Source organism: Methylibium sp., from assembly GCF_965279545.1.
Taxonomy (GTDB): Bacteria; Pseudomonadota; Gammaproteobacteria; order Burkholderiales; family Burkholderiaceae_C; genus Methylibium.
Genome location: NZ_OZ257250.1, coordinates 72,480 through 86,679 on the forward strand (window position 1 = coordinate 72,480; position 14,200 = coordinate 86,679).

16 protein-coding genes are annotated in these 14,200 nt (G+C 70.0%); 5 read left to right on the forward strand and 11 right to left on the reverse strand.

Annotation, left to right across the window (positions count from 1 at the left end; genetic code table 11):
* Positions 1–49: 49 nt before the first annotated feature.
* Positions 50–688: a response regulator gene (locus ACQY9S_RS00335; RefSeq protein WP_428422589.1), complete on the forward strand. Its 639-nt coding sequence runs from the start codon at positions 50–52 to the stop codon at positions 686–688.
* 18 nt (positions 689–706) lie between these two features.
* Here the strand turns inward: ACQY9S_RS00335 and ACQY9S_RS00340 are convergent, their stop codons facing one another.
* The 3 genes from ACQY9S_RS00340 to ACQY9S_RS00350 all read right to left on the reverse strand — a co-directional run bounded on the left by ACQY9S_RS00340 (position 707) and on the right by ACQY9S_RS00350 (position 3,169).
* Positions 707–1,102, reverse strand: a complete 396-nt coding sequence (locus tag ACQY9S_RS00340) for a response regulator transcription factor (RefSeq protein WP_428422590.1) — start codon at positions 1,100–1,102, stop codon at positions 707–709.
* A gap of 150 nt (positions 1,103–1,252) precedes the next feature.
* On the reverse strand, positions 1,253–2,155 hold the full coding sequence (gene gluQRS / locus ACQY9S_RS00345) for a tRNA glutamyl-Q(34) synthetase GluQRS (RefSeq protein WP_428422591.1): 903 nt from the start codon (positions 2,153–2,155) through the stop codon (positions 1,253–1,255).
* A gap of 33 nt (positions 2,156–2,188) precedes the next feature.
* The gene (locus ACQY9S_RS00350) at positions 2,189–3,169 is read right to left on the reverse strand and encodes a LysR substrate-binding domain-containing protein (protein WP_428422592.1); all 981 of its coding nucleotides are present in this window, start codon (positions 3,167–3,169) and stop codon (positions 2,189–2,191) included.
* 124 nt (positions 3,170–3,293) lie between these two features.
* Here ACQY9S_RS00350 and ACQY9S_RS00355 point away from each other — a divergent pair, with 124 nt between their 5' ends.
* The 3 genes from ACQY9S_RS00355 to ACQY9S_RS00365 are packed head-to-tail and all read left to right on the forward strand — an operon-like array spanning position 3,294 to position 5,190.
* Positions 3,294–3,995, forward strand: a complete 702-nt coding sequence (locus ACQY9S_RS00355; protein WP_428422593.1) for a pirin family protein — start codon at positions 3,294–3,296, stop codon at positions 3,993–3,995.
* Between the two features lie 56 nt (positions 3,996–4,051).
* On the forward strand, positions 4,052–4,606 hold the full coding sequence (locus ACQY9S_RS00360; protein WP_428422594.1) for a flavodoxin family protein: 555 nt from the start codon (positions 4,052–4,054) through the stop codon (positions 4,604–4,606).
* A gap of 11 nt (positions 4,607–4,617) precedes the next feature.
* Positions 4,618–5,190, forward strand: a complete 573-nt coding sequence (locus ACQY9S_RS00365) for an NADPH-dependent FMN reductase (protein ID WP_428422595.1) — start codon at positions 4,618–4,620, stop codon at positions 5,188–5,190.
* A 28-nt stretch (positions 5,191–5,218) separates the two neighbouring features.
* Here ACQY9S_RS00365 and ACQY9S_RS00370 read toward each other — a convergent pair whose 3' ends face one another.
* Entirely contained in the window at positions 5,219–6,688 is a 1,470-nt protein-coding gene (locus ACQY9S_RS00370) for a flavin-containing monooxygenase (protein WP_428422596.1), read from the reverse strand.
* Positions 6,689–6,813: 125 nt separating this feature from the next.
* On the opposite strand from ACQY9S_RS00370, the gene ACQY9S_RS00375 reads away from it, so the two are divergent.
* Positions 6,814–7,551: a DUF599 domain-containing protein gene (locus ACQY9S_RS00375; protein ID WP_428422597.1), complete on the forward strand. Its 738-nt coding sequence runs from the start codon at positions 6,814–6,816 to the stop codon at positions 7,549–7,551.
* Between the two features lie 39 nt (positions 7,552–7,590).
* Here ACQY9S_RS00375 and ACQY9S_RS00380 read toward each other — a convergent pair whose 3' ends face one another.
* From ACQY9S_RS00380 to ACQY9S_RS00410, 7 genes are all read right to left on the reverse strand, one after another.
* Positions 7,591–8,361, reverse strand: a complete 771-nt coding sequence (locus tag ACQY9S_RS00380; protein ID WP_428422598.1) for an ABC transporter ATP-binding protein — start codon at positions 8,359–8,361, stop codon at positions 7,591–7,593.
* A gap of 3 nt (positions 8,362–8,364) precedes the next feature.
* The gene (locus ACQY9S_RS00385) at positions 8,365–9,480 is read right to left on the reverse strand and encodes a succinylglutamate desuccinylase/aspartoacylase family protein (protein ID WP_428422599.1); all 1,116 of its coding nucleotides are present in this window, start codon (positions 9,478–9,480) and stop codon (positions 8,365–8,367) included.
* A gap of 20 nt (positions 9,481–9,500) precedes the next feature.
* A complete protein-coding gene (locus ACQY9S_RS00390) occupies positions 9,501–10,190 on the reverse strand; it encodes an ABC transporter permease (RefSeq protein ID WP_428422600.1) in 690 nt (229 codons plus the stop codon).
* Complete coding sequence (locus tag ACQY9S_RS00395) at positions 10,187–10,876, reverse strand: ABC transporter permease (RefSeq protein ID WP_428422601.1); 690 nt, start codon at positions 10,874–10,876, stop codon at positions 10,187–10,189. Before ACQY9S_RS00395 ends, ACQY9S_RS00390 begins: the two co-directional genes overlap by 4 nt.
* Positions 10,877–10,913: 37 nt before the next feature.
* Positions 10,914–11,705, reverse strand: coding sequence for an ABC transporter substrate-binding protein (locus ACQY9S_RS00400; protein ID WP_428422602.1), 792 nt, complete (start codon positions 11,703–11,705; stop codon positions 10,914–10,916).
* A gap of 95 nt (positions 11,706–11,800) precedes the next feature.
* Positions 11,801–13,222, reverse strand: a complete 1,422-nt coding sequence (locus ACQY9S_RS00405; protein ID WP_428422603.1) for a cyanophycinase — start codon at positions 13,220–13,222, stop codon at positions 11,801–11,803.
* Positions 13,223–13,385: 163 nt separating this feature from the next.
* A complete protein-coding gene (locus ACQY9S_RS00410; RefSeq protein ID WP_428422604.1) occupies positions 13,386–14,132 on the reverse strand; it encodes a sulfurtransferase in 747 nt (248 codons plus the stop codon).
* Between the last annotated feature and the right edge of the window lie 68 nt (positions 14,133–14,200).

Genomic DNA, 14,200 nt, shown 5'->3' on the forward strand with positions numbered 1-14,200 from the left:
TCCACCCGACCTAGAATCGATCGCACCGCAGCCCGGCCTAGCGAAGTCCATGTCCATCAAAGTCGCGATCGTCGACGACCACGCCATCGTACGGGCTGGTCTGCGCCAGTATCTCGCCGAGCAGATGGACCTGGAGGTGGTGGCCGAGGCCGCCAACGGCCGCGAGGCCCTGGACCTCGTGCGCGCCGGCGGCATCGACGTGCTGATCCTCGACGTGTCGATGCCCGACCAGAACGGCGTCGACGTGCTGTCCGGCATCCGGGCGCGGGCGCCCGAGCTGCCCGTGCTGATCTTCAGCGCCTACCCCGAGACGCATTACGCGACCGCGCTGCTCAAGCAGGGCGCGAGCGGCTACCTCAACAAGGAATGCGATCCGCAGGAGATCGTGACCGCGGTGCGCACGCTGTCGCGCGGGCGCCGCTACATCACGCCGGCCGTGGCCGAGTTGCTGGCGGACCAACTCGGCGGCGGCAAGACGGACGGGTTGCCTCACGAGCAGCTTTCGGAGCGTGAACTGCAGGTGTTCCTGCGGCTGGCGCAGGGCGAGACCATCGGTGCCATCGGCGAAAGCCTCTCGTTGAGCGTGAAGACGGTCAGCACCTATCGCACGCGCGTCATGGAGAAGATGAAACTCGCGTCCAACAGCGACCTCACCTACTACGCGCTGAAGAACGGCCTGATCCTGTGAGCCTGTGAGCAGGCAGCCTCAGGCATGCGCCGGTGGCGCATTGCCCTCCAGGCCGGCGCAATAGTCGATCAGGCCATCGATCTCGTTGGACTTGTCGAACACCGCGTCCGCACGCAGCTCCATGCACTTCATGCGCAGGTCGACCGTCGCATAGTTGCTGAACACCACCAGCTTGCGCCCGGGCGTGCGCTGCTTGCAGGCCTGCAAGACGCCCAGCCCCGAGCCTTGCTTGAGGAAGAGGTCGACGATCAGCAGATCCCAGCCGTCGGGATGCTCGGCGAGCCAGGTGAGCGCCCCGGCTTCGCCATCCGACCAGCCGACCACGGACACGGGGGTCAATTCTTCGAGGGTGTCGATCAGGTTGGCCCGGATGACCGGGCTGTCCTCGACGATGAAAACGCGGCGCGATGGCATATACGGCAGAAAGGAATCCGTGAAGTCGCGGGATCACCACCGCTTCTGTATGTGTGTGCGAATGTTATGGGCCGCTGAAGCGGCAGACCATCGGCGTTCGGTCCTTGCTGCGGTAGTCCATTTCTTACAAGGCTCACCGGACACGGGGGGTCAGCCCGGCGGGCCGCTGATCGCCTGCCAGGCGCCCACGGCCTGCGACAACCAGTCTGTCGCGGGTTGTTCGCGCGGCAGCTCCAGGCCGAGCACGGCCGCGGCGGCCGCCAGCGACGCGCCTGGCTCGCGCAGGTCCAGGGGCGGCGCGCCATGCTGCTTGCTCAGCTTTTCGCCGTCGGCGGTCCGCACCAGCGGCGTGTGCAGGTAGTGCGGCGTCGGCAGGCCGAGCGCGCGCTGCAGCAGCACCTGGCGCGCGGTGTTGTCGGCCAGGTCCTCGCCGCGCACGATGTCGGTCACGCCCTGTGCCGCGTCGTCGACCACCACGGCCAACTGGTAGGCCCACAGGCCGTCGGCGCGCCACAGCACGAAGTCGCCGACGGCCAGGTCGACCTCTTGCGACTGCACGCCCAGCCGGCGGTCGGTCCACGTCACGTGCGCGCCGTCGGGGATGCGCAGCCGCCAGGCCCGTGCCGGTCGGCCGTGCAGGCCGCCGCGCTCGGGACGGCAGCTGCCCGGATAGACGAGCTCTGCATGGCGCGAAGGCGGCAGGCCGCGCGCGGCGTTCGCCGCGGTGATCTGCAGGCGCGTGCAGGCGCAGGGGTACGCCAGCCCGGCTTGCAGCAGACGGTCGAGCGCCGCCTGGTAGTGCGCGCCGCGCTCGCTCTGCCGCAGCGGCGGCGCGTCGGCGCGCAGCCCCAGGATGTCGAGCTGGCGCAGGATCTCGCGCTCGGCGCCCGGAGCGCAGCGCGGTGTGTCCACGTCCTCGATGCGCACCAGCCAGCGGCCGCCGTGGGCCCGCGCGTCCAGCCAGCTCGCCAGTGCGGCGACCAGCGAGCCGGCATGCAGCGGGCCGGTGGGCGAAGGGGCGAAACGACCGACGTAGGGGAGGCTCGAAGTCACTGTTCTCGAGGCAACGAAGGGGCGCTCTTGCAGCTAGAGCACCAACCCGGCATGCTGCTCCAGCAGCGCGCGCTGCGTCGCCGCGCTGCGCAGCTGCGACAGCCACCACTGCAAGGCCAGGCCGGGCAGGGCGTTGCCCGGCGCATGCCAGGCGTAGTGCAGACCGAGGCTGCGGGCCGGCAGCGCGGTGCGCTTGATCACCAGCCGACCGGCCTCGGCATGGCGCCGCAGCAGCGGCTCGGGCACCGAACCGCAGCCGAGGCCGCGCAGCAGGGCCTCGAGCTTGGCGGCGAGCGAGGGCACGGTCAGCACGTCCTGGCCCGGCTGCACGCCCACGGTCATCGGGGTGAAGCTGTGTGCGCTGTCGGCGATGGCGATCACCCGGTGCTGGGCGATCGTCTCGGCCGACAGCGGCTCGGGCAGCGCCGCCAGCGCATGGTGGGGGGCGACGGCAAAGCGCATGTTCAGCGTGCCCAGCAGTTCGCAGCGGATGCCGCTGCTGCCTTGCGAAGGGTCCCCGGCGATGCCGATCGCGAGGTCGGCCTGGCCGGTGGCCAGCACCTCCCAGGTGCCCGAGAGCACCTCGCTGCGCAGCCGCAGCCGCGTCGGCGGGGGGCTGTCGGGGGCATTGCGGGTGGCGACGCGCAGCGTGTAGAAGGCCTCGACCAGCTCGAACACCGCGGTGGGCGCCAGGATGTTGTCGACCGCGACCGTGAGCTGCGTTTCCCAGCCGGTGGCGACGCGCTTGACGCGGTTCGCCACCGCGTCGATCTCCAGCAGCAGCCGCCGACCCTCGTGCAGCAGTTCCTCGCCGGCGGCGGTGAGCTTGGCCTGACGCGAACTGCGGTCGAACAGCAGCACGTCGAGCGCGTCCTCCAGCTGCCGCACGCTGTAGGTCAGCGCCGAGGGCACCTTGCCGAGTTCGCGTGCCGCGGCCGCGAAGCTGCCGGTGCGCGCAATCAGGTCGACCATGGTCAGCGCTTCGGGGGTCAGGGCGTTGCGACGGTCGCTCATCGGGGTTCTGGGCTTCAAGGACTTTGAATGATGCCATCAAGGCGCGGCGACTGATCGCGGTCGGTCCCCCACCTACATTGACTTCATCGCGGTGCACGACACCGCCACCGACCAGGAGCCCTCGATGATCACCCTGCGCAAGTCCGCCGAACGCGGTTATGCCGACCACGGTTGGCTCAAGAGCTATCACAGCTTCTCGTTCGCCGAGTATGTTGATCCGGCCCACATGGGCTTCGGCAACCTGCGCGTCATCAACGAGGACCGCATCGCCCCCGGGACCGGCTTCGGCACGCACGGCCACCGCGACATGGAGATCATCAGCTACGTGCTCGAAGGCGCGGTCGGCCACAAGGACAGCATCGGCAACGGCGCGGCCATCCAGCCGGGCGACGTGCAGCGCATGAGCGCGGGCAGCGGCATCCGGCACAGCGAGTTCAACCACGCTGCCCAGCAGACCACGCACTTCCTGCAGATCTGGATCCTGCCGCAGGCGCAGGGCATCGCGCCGAGCTACGAGCAGAAGCACTTTGCGGCCGACGCGAAGCGTGGCGTGCTCAAGCTCGTCGCCGCGCCGGACGGCCGCGACGGCGCGGTGACCCTGAACGCCGATGCGGCGATGTACGTCGGCTTGTTCGACGGCCCCGAGCGCGCCGGGCTGACGCTCGACCCCCGGCGCCTGGCCTATGTGCACGTGGCACGTGGCAGCGTGAGCGTGAACGGCCAGGCACTGCAGACCGGCGACGCCGCCATGCTCGACGGCGAGAGCCGGCTCGAACTGGGTGACGGCGACGACGCCGAAGTGATCGTGTTCGACCTGGCGCGCTGAGGCACGCCGGACGCTTCTCTCAGTCTCTCTCTCGACCCACTCGAAAGGTATTCACCATGTCCAAGATCGTCATCGTCTTCCACAGCGGCTACGGCCACACCAAACGCATGGCCGAGTCCGTGGCGCAGGGCGCCGGCGGCGACCTGCTGCCGATCGATGCCGAAGGCAATCTGCCCGAAGGCGGCTGGGAGAAGCTGGCCGCGGCCGACGCCATCGTCATGGGCTCGCCGACCTACATGGGCAGCGTGAGCTGGCAGTTCAAGAAGTTCGCCGACGCGTCGAGCAAGCCCTGGTTCGGCCATGCGTGGAAGGACAAGCTGTTCGCCGGCTTCACCAACAGCGCCTCGCCGAGCGGCGACAAGCTGTCGACGCTGCACTACCTGTTCACGCTGGCGATGCAGCACGGCGGCGTCTGGGTCGGCACCGGCATGATGCCGGCCAGCAGCAAGGCCGCGGTCCGCAACGACGTCAATCACCTTGGTGCCTTTTCCGGCGCAATGGCGCAGAGCCCGTCGGACGCCAGCGTCGACGAGATGCTGTCGGGCGATCTGGAGACCGCGAAGCAGTTCGGCGCGCGGGTCGCGACAATGACCGCTCGACTGAACAAGTAAAGGAGCGAGCGATGGCCGGTCTGCGCGTGTTGTTGATCCCGGGCAGTGTCCGCACGGGGTCGTGGAACCTCAAGCTCGCGGCCGCGGCCGCGGCCGCGCTGCGCGAGCTGGGTGCCGAGCCGACCGTGGCCGACCTGCGCGCGCTGGCGCTGCCGGTCTACGACGCCGACCTCGAGGCCGCGCAGGGCGTGCCGCCCGGCGCTGCAACGCTGGCGCAGCAGATGGCGACCCACGATGCCTTCGTGGTCGTCTCGCCCGAGTACAACGCCTTCCCGACCCCCCTGCTGATCAACACCATCGATTGGGTGTCGCGCCTGCCCGAGGGCATGAAGGCGATGAACGGCAAGCCAACCGCGCTGCTGAGCGCCTCGCCCGGCGCGCTGGGCGGCCTGCGCAGTCTGCTGGTGCTGCGCAACTTCCTGTCGCTCAATCCCGCCATGCTGGTGCTGCCGCAGCAGTTCGCGCTGAGCCATGCGGCGCAGGCCTTCACGGCCGACGGCGCCCTGGCCGACGAGAAGCAGGCGAAGACACTGGACGGTGTGCTGGCGGCACTGCTGAAGACGGCCGGGACGCTCCGCGGCTGAGCGTCGTTCCTCGCCGGGCGCTGCGCGTTCAGCGCGGCGACGGCTCCAGGCGGTAGGCCGCCGCGTCGAAGTGGCGCGTGCGGCGCCGGAAACCGAAGGTGTAGCCCGGCCAGATGACGGTGTTGCGGCCATTGCGGTCGAGGTACCAGCTGTGGCAGCCGCTGGCCCAGGCGGTGCCGGCCAGGCGGCGCTGCAGCTCCTCGTTGTAGGTGTCCTGAACCTCGCGCCGGACCTCGGCGCTGCGCAGGCCGCGCTCGCGCAGCGTGCGCAGCGCGTCGCCGATGTAAGCGAGCTGCGACTCGATCATCAGCAGCATCGAGCTGTGGCCGAGGCCGGTGTTCGGCCCGGTCAGCAGGAAGAAGTTGGGGAAGCCGGCGACGCTGCTGCCGAGGTAGGCCTGGTTGGCGTGCTCCCAGGCATTGCGCAGGTCCTGTCCGTCGCGCCCGACGACGGTGCCGGCCGGCAGGCGCCCCTGCACGCGGAAGCCGGTGCACCACACCAGCACATCGGCCGCGCGCTCGCGGCCGTCCGTGGTGACCACGCCGTGCGGCGTGATCTCGCGGATCGCGTCGGTCACCAGCTCGACGTTGGGCCGTGCCAGCGCCGGGTAGTAGTCGTTGGACAGCAGCACGCGCTTGCAGCCCAGCGTGTAGTCGGGGGTGAGCCGCGTGCGCAGTGACGGGTCCGAGATCTGGCGCGCCAGGTGGCGGCGCGCGGTGGCTTCGGCCACGCGCAGCCACTGCGGCCGCTTCAGCAGCGGGAACGCGCGCGCCTCGTGTTGCCAGTAGCTGGCAAGGCGGGCGAGGCGCTGCGTGAGCGGCCACCGCGCGAACAAGCGGCGCTCCCAGCCGTGCAGCGCGCGGTCGGCCTTGGGCAGCACCCAGGCGGGTGTGCGCTGGTAGAGGTCTACGTGGGCAGCTTGCGCGGCGAGCTGCGGCACGAGCTGGATCGCGCTGGCGCCGGTGCCGATCACCGCGACGCGGCGCCCGGTGAGGTCCAGCCGGTCCGGCCAGGCGGCGCTGTGGACACTGGGGCCGGCGAAGCGCTCCATGCCGTCGATGCGCGGCAGCGCCGGGTTGCTGAGGCCGCCGAGCCCGGCGATCAGCACCGGCGCGCTGTAGCGCCGGCCGTCGGTGGTCAGGACCTGCCAGCGCCCGGCCGCGGCGTCCCAGCGGGCCTCGTGCAGCGCGGCGCCGAAGCGCAGGTGCGGGCTGAGCCGGTACTTGCGCACGCAGTGCTCGAGGTAGTCGCGGATCTCGTGCCAGGGCGCATAGGCTCGTGTCCAGTGCGGGTTCGGCTCGAAGGAGTAGGAGTACAGGTGCGAGGGCACGTCGCAGGCGCAACCGGGGTAGCGGTTGTCGCGCCAGGTGCCGCCCACCGCGTCGGCGCGCTCGAGGATCGCGAAGTCGTCGATGCCGTCCTGCTGGAGCCGGATGGCCATGCCGAGGCCGGCGAAGCCGGCGCCGATGATCAGGACAGCGTGGTCTTGGACGCTCATGCACACAGCGAAGAATGCGGAGGCGCGACTGTACGGGAAGCGGTCGTCGCCGATCGAGCTGCCCCTGCCCGCCGGAGACACGACGCCGGCTCGCCAACGACGAAGGCAGGCCCTAGCATCGCTTCATGACGCTCTTCTCCTCGCTCTCCTTCTCGACGGTGTTGTCGCTGCTGCCGTGGGCCGACTGGGCGGCGGTCGGCTGGTTCTTCGCGGCCTGGGCCGGCTACGCCAACTTCGCGCATCGTCGCGCGGCGACCCATGCGTCCATTCTCGGCTCGACCAACCGCATCCGCCGCCAGTGGATGCTGCAGACCACGCGCCGCGAAGTGCGTGTGATCGACGGCGTGGTGGTGCAGAACCTGTCGACCAGCCCGAGCTTCTTCGCGTCGACGACGATCCTGATCATCGGCGGCCTGCTGGCCCTGCTCGGCACCTCGGACCGGGCGACCGAGCTGGTGCAGGAGCTGCCGTTCGCCACGCGCACGACCGCGCTGGTGTTCGACTTGAAGTTGCTGCTGTTGACGGCGGTGTTCGTCTACGCCTTCTTCCGCTTCACCTGGAGCCTGCGGCAGTACACCTTCGGTGCGCTGCTGGTCGCGTCGGCGCCCGAGGCGCGCGAGTTCGACGCACTGGGCGAAGCCGGCCAGGCCCAGCGTGAGGCCTTCGCGGACCGCGCGGGGCGCGTCGTCGGCATGGCGGCCGAGACCTTCAACGACGGACTGCGGGCCTACTACTTCTCGTTCGCGGCGATCGGCTGGTTCTTCTCGCCGCTGGTGTTCGCGCTGGCCACGGCCGGTGTCGTCTACATCCTCTACCAGCGCGAGTTCCACTCCGAGGTGCTCGAAGTCCTGCGCGGCGGCTGAGCGGCGCGGCGGCGCCGTGCCGTGCCGTCCCGTCCCGCTTCACTTCAAGCCGCCGGACAGGAAGGCGCGCAAGCGCTCGCTGCGGGGTTGCGCCAGCACTTCGTGCGGCGGGCCTTGTTCCTCGATCAGGCCCTGGTGCAGGAACAGCGTGTGGTTGGACACCTCGCGCGCGAAGCCCATCTCGTGCGTGACGACGATCATCGTGCGGCCTTCGGCCGCGAGATCGCGCATCACCTTCAGCACCTCGCCGACCAGTTCGGGGTCGAGCGCCGAGGTCGGTTCGTCGAACAGCATCACCTCGGGCTCCATCGCCAGCGCGCGCGCGATCGCGACGCGCTGCTGCTCGCCGCCGGACAGGTGCGCCGGATAGGTGGTGGCACGGTGGGCCACACCCACGCGCGCCAACAGCGCCTGCGCACGCTCGGTGGCCTCGGCCCTGCCGAGCCCCAGCACCTGCATCGGTGCCTCGATGATGTTCTGCAGCGCGGTCAGGTGCTGCCACAGGTTGAAGGACTGGAACACCATCGCCAGCCGCGCGCGCCAGCGCTGCAGCTGCTTCGCGTCGCGCGCGCGCAGGCTGCCGTCGCGGTCCGGCACGAGGGCGAGTTCTTCGCCGCCGAGCAGCAGGCGGCCGTGGTTCGGCTGCTCGAGCAGGTTCAGGCAGCGCAGCAGCGTGCTCTTGCCGGAGCCGCTGGAGCCGACGACGGTGATCACGTCGCCGGCCTGCGCCGCGAGCGACACGCCCTTCAGCACCTCGTGCGTGCCGTAGCGCTTGTGCAGGTCGACGGCCTGGAGCTTGAGGTCGGGCATGAGTCAGGCGCCCAGCAGCTTGCCGGTCCTTCGGGCCTCGCTGCCGGCCACCTTGGCCAGACGGGTGCCCGCCATCACGAAGCGCAGGTTCTCGCGCGCATAGAGCAGGCCGTCTGTCGCGCTCGCGAGCACCGTCACCTGGCCGCTGATCGGGTCGATCACGTCGACGATCACCTCACCTTCGCGCACCCAGTCACCCGGTCCGCGGTGCCAGGCGACGACGCCGCTGACCGGCGTGGTGACCGGCATCGAGCCGGCCAGCGGCGTGGCAGCGTACCTGAGCGACGGCAGTGGCGGCGCCTCGCCGGCGACGAGGCCGCGGTGGACCAGGAAGTCGATCAGGGCCTGCGCATCCTGCCGCGCCTGCGCGTGACTCACATCGGCCATGCCGCGCAGCTCGACGGTCACCGACAGGCAGCCCAGCGGCACGGGGCGCGCCGGGCCGGCCTTCTCGGCCAGCTCCCACCACAGCTGCGAGCAGGCCTCGTCGAAGGGTTGGTCGCCCGACTCGTTGGCCAGCAGGGTGGCCTGGGCACCCAGCAGGCGTGCCAGCGGCTCGGTCTGCGGCCACAGCGGCGTGCCGGTGTAGAGGTGCAGCACGGCCTCGGCATCGCAGTGCAGGTCCAGCACCACCTCGGCGTCGCAGGCCAGCGCGAGCAGGCAGCGGCGCTGCGCTTCCAACTCGGACTCGACCGTCAGCAGCGCCACCGACTCCCGCAGCGCGGCGCGCACCAGGGCTGCATTCGCCTGCGGATCGGCGCCCAGGCCTGGCTCGATGCGTGCCCACACCGCGTCGCGCAGGGCCGGGTAGTGGCGGTTGAAGTTCTCGCCGCTGGCGAGTTCGAAGCGGCCGATCGGGCTGCGCAGCAGCCACTGCGACAGGCCGATCGGGTTGGCCACCGGCACGACCACGACTTCGCCTCGCAGGGCGTCCCTCGCCTCGAGCTCGGCGAGGCGCTCGCGCAGGTGGTGCGCGACCAGCATGCCCGGCAGCTCGTCAGCGTGCAGCGAGGCCTGCACGTAGGCCTTCGCGCCGCCGGGCGGTCCGTAGTGGAAGCTGGTCAGTGTGCGAACGGTGCCGAGGCTGCGGCTCGGCAGGGGGTGGTCGCGGCGTTGCATGGTGTCGGTCTCCGGGAAACTCAGGCCCGCGGTCGCAGGTGCGCGAGCCAGCGGCGTTCGGCCGCATGCAGCGCGCCGACCAGCGCCAGCGTCAGCGCCAAGTAGACCGCACCCGCGGTGAGGAAGGCTTCGAAGGGCAGGTAGAAGCGCGAATTCACTTCCCGGGCGGCGCCGGTGAGATCGAGCAGCGTCACCACGCTGGCGAGCGAGGTGCCATGCAGCATCAGCACGACCTCGTTGCCGTAGGTCGGCAGTGCGCGCCGCAGCGCCGAGGGCAGCAGGATGCGCCGCCACACCTGCGCGCGCGTGAGTCCCAGCGCACGGGCGGCCTCGACCTCGCCGTGCGGCGTGGCTTTCAGGCTGCCGGCGATGATCTCGGTGGTGTAGGCGCAGGTGTTGATCGAGAACGCCAGGCAGGCGCAGAACCAGGCCGACTGCAGCCAGGGCCAGGCGAAGCTGCTGCGCACCGCCTCGAACTGCGCCAGACCGTAGTAGACGAGGAAGAGCTGCACCAGCAGCGGCGTGCCGCGGATCACGTAGGTGAAACACCAGACCGGGCCGTGCAACCAGCCTGACGCCGACACCCGCAGCACTGCGAGCGGCAGCGCCGCCGCCAGCCCTGCGGCGAGCGAGATCAGCAGCAACTGCAGCGTCGTCGCCAGGCCGCTGGCGTAGAGCGGTGCGCTCTCGACGACGGCCTCGAAGTTCACAGCGCACTCGTCCGGATGCCGACCGCGAGGCGCTTGCCCAGCAGCTTGAAGCCGAGTTCGCTCAGGCTGGTGATGGCAAGGTAGATCGCCGCCGCCGCCGCGTAGAAGACAAAGGGCTCGCGCGTTGCGCCGGCGGCCTGGGTGGCGCGCAGCATCATGTCGTTGAGGCCGATCACCGAGACGATGGCGGTGCTCTTGACCAGCACCAGCCAGTTGTTCGAGAGCCCCGGCAGCGCGTGGCGCAGCATCTGCGGCAGCTCGATGCGGCGCAGCACCTGCCAACGGCTCATGCCGCAGGCGAGGCCGGCTTCGCACTGGCCCGGCGCCAGTGCCAGGAAGGCGCCACGGAAGGTTTCGCCGAGGTAGGCGCCGAACACGAAGCCGATCGTCAGCACGCCGGCGACGAAGGGGTCGACGTCGAGGTAGTCCGCCAAGCCCAGCTGCTGCGCGAACGCATTGACCGCAAGCTGACCGCCGAAGAACACCAGCAGCATCAGCACCAGGTCGGGCACGCCGCGGATCAGCGTGGTGTAGGCCAGCGCACCGGCCTGCAGCAGCCGCGAGCGCGACAACCGCGCACTCGCGGCGGCCAGGCCCAGCACGCCGGCGATCGCCAGCGACGCGAGTGCAACCGCCAGCGTCAGCAGCGTGCCGCTCAGCAGCGAGGGCGCATAGCCATGCAGCATCGTGTCGGGACGGACGGCGCGTGCCGGGCTCGTGAGCTCACTTCTTCGGTGCTTCGCCGTAGACGTCGAAGTCGAAGTACTTGTCCTGGATCTTCTTGTAGGTGCCGTCGGCGCGGATGCCCTTGATCGCCGCATTGAGCTTCGTCTGCAGCTCGGTGTCGCCCTTGCGCAGCGCGATGCCGGCGCCGACGCCGAAGAACGTCTCGTCGTCGTAGAACGGGCCGACATAGCCGTAGCCCTTGCCCAACGGCGTTTTCAGGAAGCCGACGTCGGCGGCCACCGAGTCCTGCAGCGTCGCGTCGATGCGGCCGGCGGCGAGGTCGAGGAAGACCTCGTCCTGCTTCGTGTAGCGCACGATCTCGGCGCCCTTGAAGGTGGCGGTCGCGAAGCGGTCGTGGATGGTCGAGCGCTGAACGCCGATCTTCTTGCCCTTGAGGCCCTCAGGCGTGAGCTCCAGCTTGCTGCCGGACTTGGCGACCAGGCGTGCGGGCGTCTGGTAATAGCGGTCGGTGAAAGCGACGACCTTCTGGCGCTCCGGCGTGATCGACATCGACGCGACGATGGCGTCGAACTTGCGCGCCTGCAGCGCCGGGATCATGCCGTCGAAGTCCTGCTGCACCAGCGTGCACTCGACCTTCATCTGTGCGCACAGCGCGTTGGCGATGTCGATGTCGAAGCCCTTGAGCTGACCCGACGGCGTGACCTCGCTGAACGGCGGGTAGGCACCCTCGACGGCGATGCGCAGCTTCTTCCCGTCGGCAGCGAGGCCGGGCTCGGCTGCGAAGAGCACGAAGGCGGCCAGGGCCAGGAAGGAGGCGAAACGGGTCATGCGGTCCTCGTGAGGTCGTTGGGGGAGGTGAGGGCGGCACTCGGGCCGGCACCGGACGCGATGCTAGCCGCTGCCGGGCGCATCGGGACCACCGCTCAGGGTGGCGTCGGTGCGAGCGGCTCGTAGTGGGGCACGACCGCGTCCGTGGCGGCAGCGGTCGCCGTGCTGTAGAGCGGGCGGGCGATGGTGATCGGCGTCACGTCGAGGTAGAGGTTGAGCACCGTGTAGTCCTCGCCGCCGAACGCGCTGGTGTACCAGCCGCGGCTGTCGGGACCGCGGCGCAGTCGGAATTCGAAACCCAGGTCAGGTTGCGGATCGCTGGCGCGCGGCGTGCCGCTGAAGGCCAGCCCGGTCGACTCGGTGTCGCGGTTGTCGAGCAGCGAGCCCATGGCGTTGACGATGGTCGAATCGCCGAGCATGTCATTCTGGAACGGCGCACTCTCGAAGCTCGGCGCGAAGTCCGGCGAGGCGGGGTCGATCAGCTGGCCCTGCAACTTCTGGATCGAGGGCGTGGTGACGCCACTGTGCAGGTCGTGGCGGTCGCCGCGGTCCAGGTAGGTGAGCTTGGCGTTGCGCAGGTTGAAGGCATCGAGCCGGCCGTCCTGCGAGGCAGCGCCCAGATCGACCAGCAGCACGCCCTTGCCGCCCACCACTTCGACCATGCCGTCATGCAGGATCGCGGCGGTGTTCTCCTCGACGCCGAGGCCCAGCCGGTAGCCCTTCTGCACCATCAGCGGGAGCAGCCGGCCGATGCGGCCGCGCTTGAGGAAGTGCTGGTCGATCAACAGTTCCGGTCCGACGAAGCCGAGCCCGCGGCCGATCTCCTGGCCTTCGTCGAGACGGCCGCGCTTGAGCACGCGCAGCACGTCGAAGGCGTCGCGGAACATGGTCTCGCTCATCACCGCGGCACCGGCACTGGTGCCGGCCACCACGCCGCCGGCCCGGTACACGCTCCAGATCGCCTGCAGCAGCGGCGTCGGCTTGCCGTCGGGTTGCAGGGAGTCGGTGATGCGCGACTGCGCACCCCCGGCGAAATAGATGCCGGTGGCCGCGAGCACCTGCTCGACCAACACCGGGTCATGCACCGCCTCGTCCACCGCACGGCCTTGCCATTCAGGCGCGACCGGCAAGGTCTGTGCCTGCGCGCCGTGGCGCTGCAGGGCGTCGACGACCATCTCGCCGGTCTTTTCGGGCGCCGACGAGGCGGCAGGAATGACCACCCAGCGTGAACCGAGCCCCCCTGACAGCTGCACCAGCCGCGACCAGACGGCCGTGTTGTCGTACTTCAGCTCGCCACCGATCGGCACCGCATAGCCTTGGGGCGGCGGATCCGCTGCCACCGGACCGGCGACGGCCGCCGCGGTGAGGGCGAGGGCAGTGGCCAGCGCGGCGAACCGCCGGCCGGCGATTCGCACCATCCCGGCTCTTTCCCGGAGTGACGGGCCGAACGCAGCAGCGAGCAGGATGGCCGGCATGATGATCAAGCCTCCGGTGATGGCGCGTTGCAGGGCTTCCATCTTGGCATCGAAGTGACGGCCCGCCGTCACATGCAGGTGCAAATTGCGGCAGGTATCACGCTGGAGCAAGTCCTGCGCCTGGGCGCGGCCGACGATGCGGGCCCCAGAGCCCCCGCTTCCCCGTAACCGGTGGAGACGGAGCGAGTTCTGCCGCAGGCTGCGCTCAGGCGGGCGAAGGCTGCAGGCGGGCGTCGAGCGTGCCACGTTCGTCGAACACGAAGCAGCCGCCTTCGTAGTGGTGCCCGCCCACGGTCTCGAAGTACTGCAGGATGCCGCCGTCGAGCTGCAGCACATGCTCGAGGCCCTGCTCGCGCATCAGCAGCGCGGCCTTCTCGCAGCGGATGCCGCCGGTGCAATAGCTCACCACGGTCTTGCCTTCGAGCGTTGCACGGTGCGCCGCCAGCGCCGCGGGGAAGTCGCCGAAGCGTTCGAGCCGCCAGTCGAGTGCGCCGACGAAGCGCCCCGCGTCGACTTCGAAGCCGTTGCGCGTGTCGAGCATCAGCAGTGGTCGACCGGCTTCGCAGCGTCCGGCGTCGAGCCAGCGCGCCAGGGTGGTGCTGTCCAGCGCTGGCGCACGGGCCGCGGCCGGGCGGATCGTCGGATGGTCCATGCGGATGATTTCACGCTTGAGCTTGACGCGCAGGCGCCGGAACGGCTGCGTCCGGCTCCAGCTTTCCTTGGCGTGCAGGTCGGCGAAGCGCCTGTCGCGCCGCAGCATGGACAGGAATGCGCGTGCCGCCGCCGCGTCCCCGGCGAGAAAGAAGTTGATGCCTTCCTCGGCCAGCAAGATGCTGCCCTTCAGCGCGGCGGCTTGCGCCTCTTCCATCAGCCGCGCGCGCAGCAGCGCAGGATCTTCGAGCGTGACGAACTTGTAGGCGGCGAGGTTGAGAATGGATGCAGCGGCAGACATGGGCCCGATTGTAGAAAACGTCATGCCCGAGAGCGGCCGCGATGCACCGCAAGCGTGCGTTCGACGCG

Coding starts and splice junctions, on each gene's coding strand:
- ACQY9S_RS00375 (WP_428422597.1), top strand. CDS start 6,814: ATGACGCTCTTCTCCTCGCTCTCCTTCTCGACGGTGTTGTCGCTGCTG.
- ACQY9S_RS00350 (WP_428422592.1), bottom strand. CDS start 3,169: ATGAGCGACCGTCGCAACGCCCTGACCCCCGAAGCGCTGACCATGGTC.
- ACQY9S_RS00355 (WP_428422593.1), top strand. CDS start 3,294: ATGATCACCCTGCGCAAGTCCGCCGAACGCGGTTATGCCGACCACGGT.
- ACQY9S_RS00395 (WP_428422601.1), bottom strand. CDS start 10,876: ATGCTGCATGGCTATGCGCCCTCGCTGCTGAGCGGCACGCTGCTGACG.
- ACQY9S_RS00410 (WP_428422604.1), bottom strand. CDS start 14,132: ATGTCTGCCGCTGCATCCATTCTCAACCTCGCCGCCTACAAGTTCGTC.
- ACQY9S_RS00385 (WP_428422599.1), bottom strand. CDS start 9,480: ATGCAACGCCGCGACCACCCCCTGCCGAGCCGCAGCCTCGGCACCGTT.
- ACQY9S_RS00360 (WP_428422594.1), top strand. CDS start 4,052: ATGTCCAAGATCGTCATCGTCTTCCACAGCGGCTACGGCCACACCAAA.
- ACQY9S_RS00370 (WP_428422596.1), bottom strand. CDS start 6,688: ATGAGCGTCCAAGACCACGCTGTCCTGATCATCGGCGCCGGCTTCGCC.
- ACQY9S_RS00340 (WP_428422590.1), bottom strand. CDS start 1,102: ATGCCATCGCGCCGCGTTTTCATCGTCGAGGACAGCCCGGTCATCCGG.
- ACQY9S_RS00365 (WP_428422595.1), top strand. CDS start 4,618: ATGGCCGGTCTGCGCGTGTTGTTGATCCCGGGCAGTGTCCGCACGGGG.
- ACQY9S_RS00335 (WP_428422589.1), top strand. CDS start 50: ATGTCCATCAAAGTCGCGATCGTCGACGACCACGCCATCGTACGGGCT.
- ACQY9S_RS00380 (WP_428422598.1), bottom strand. CDS start 8,361: ATGCCCGACCTCAAGCTCCAGGCCGTCGACCTGCACAAGCGCTACGGC.
- ACQY9S_RS00400 (WP_428422602.1), bottom strand. CDS start 11,705: ATGACCCGTTTCGCCTCCTTCCTGGCCCTGGCCGCCTTCGTGCTCTTC.
- ACQY9S_RS00405 (WP_428422603.1), bottom strand. CDS start 13,222: ATGGAAGCCCTGCAACGCGCCATCACCGGAGGCTTGATCATCATGCCG.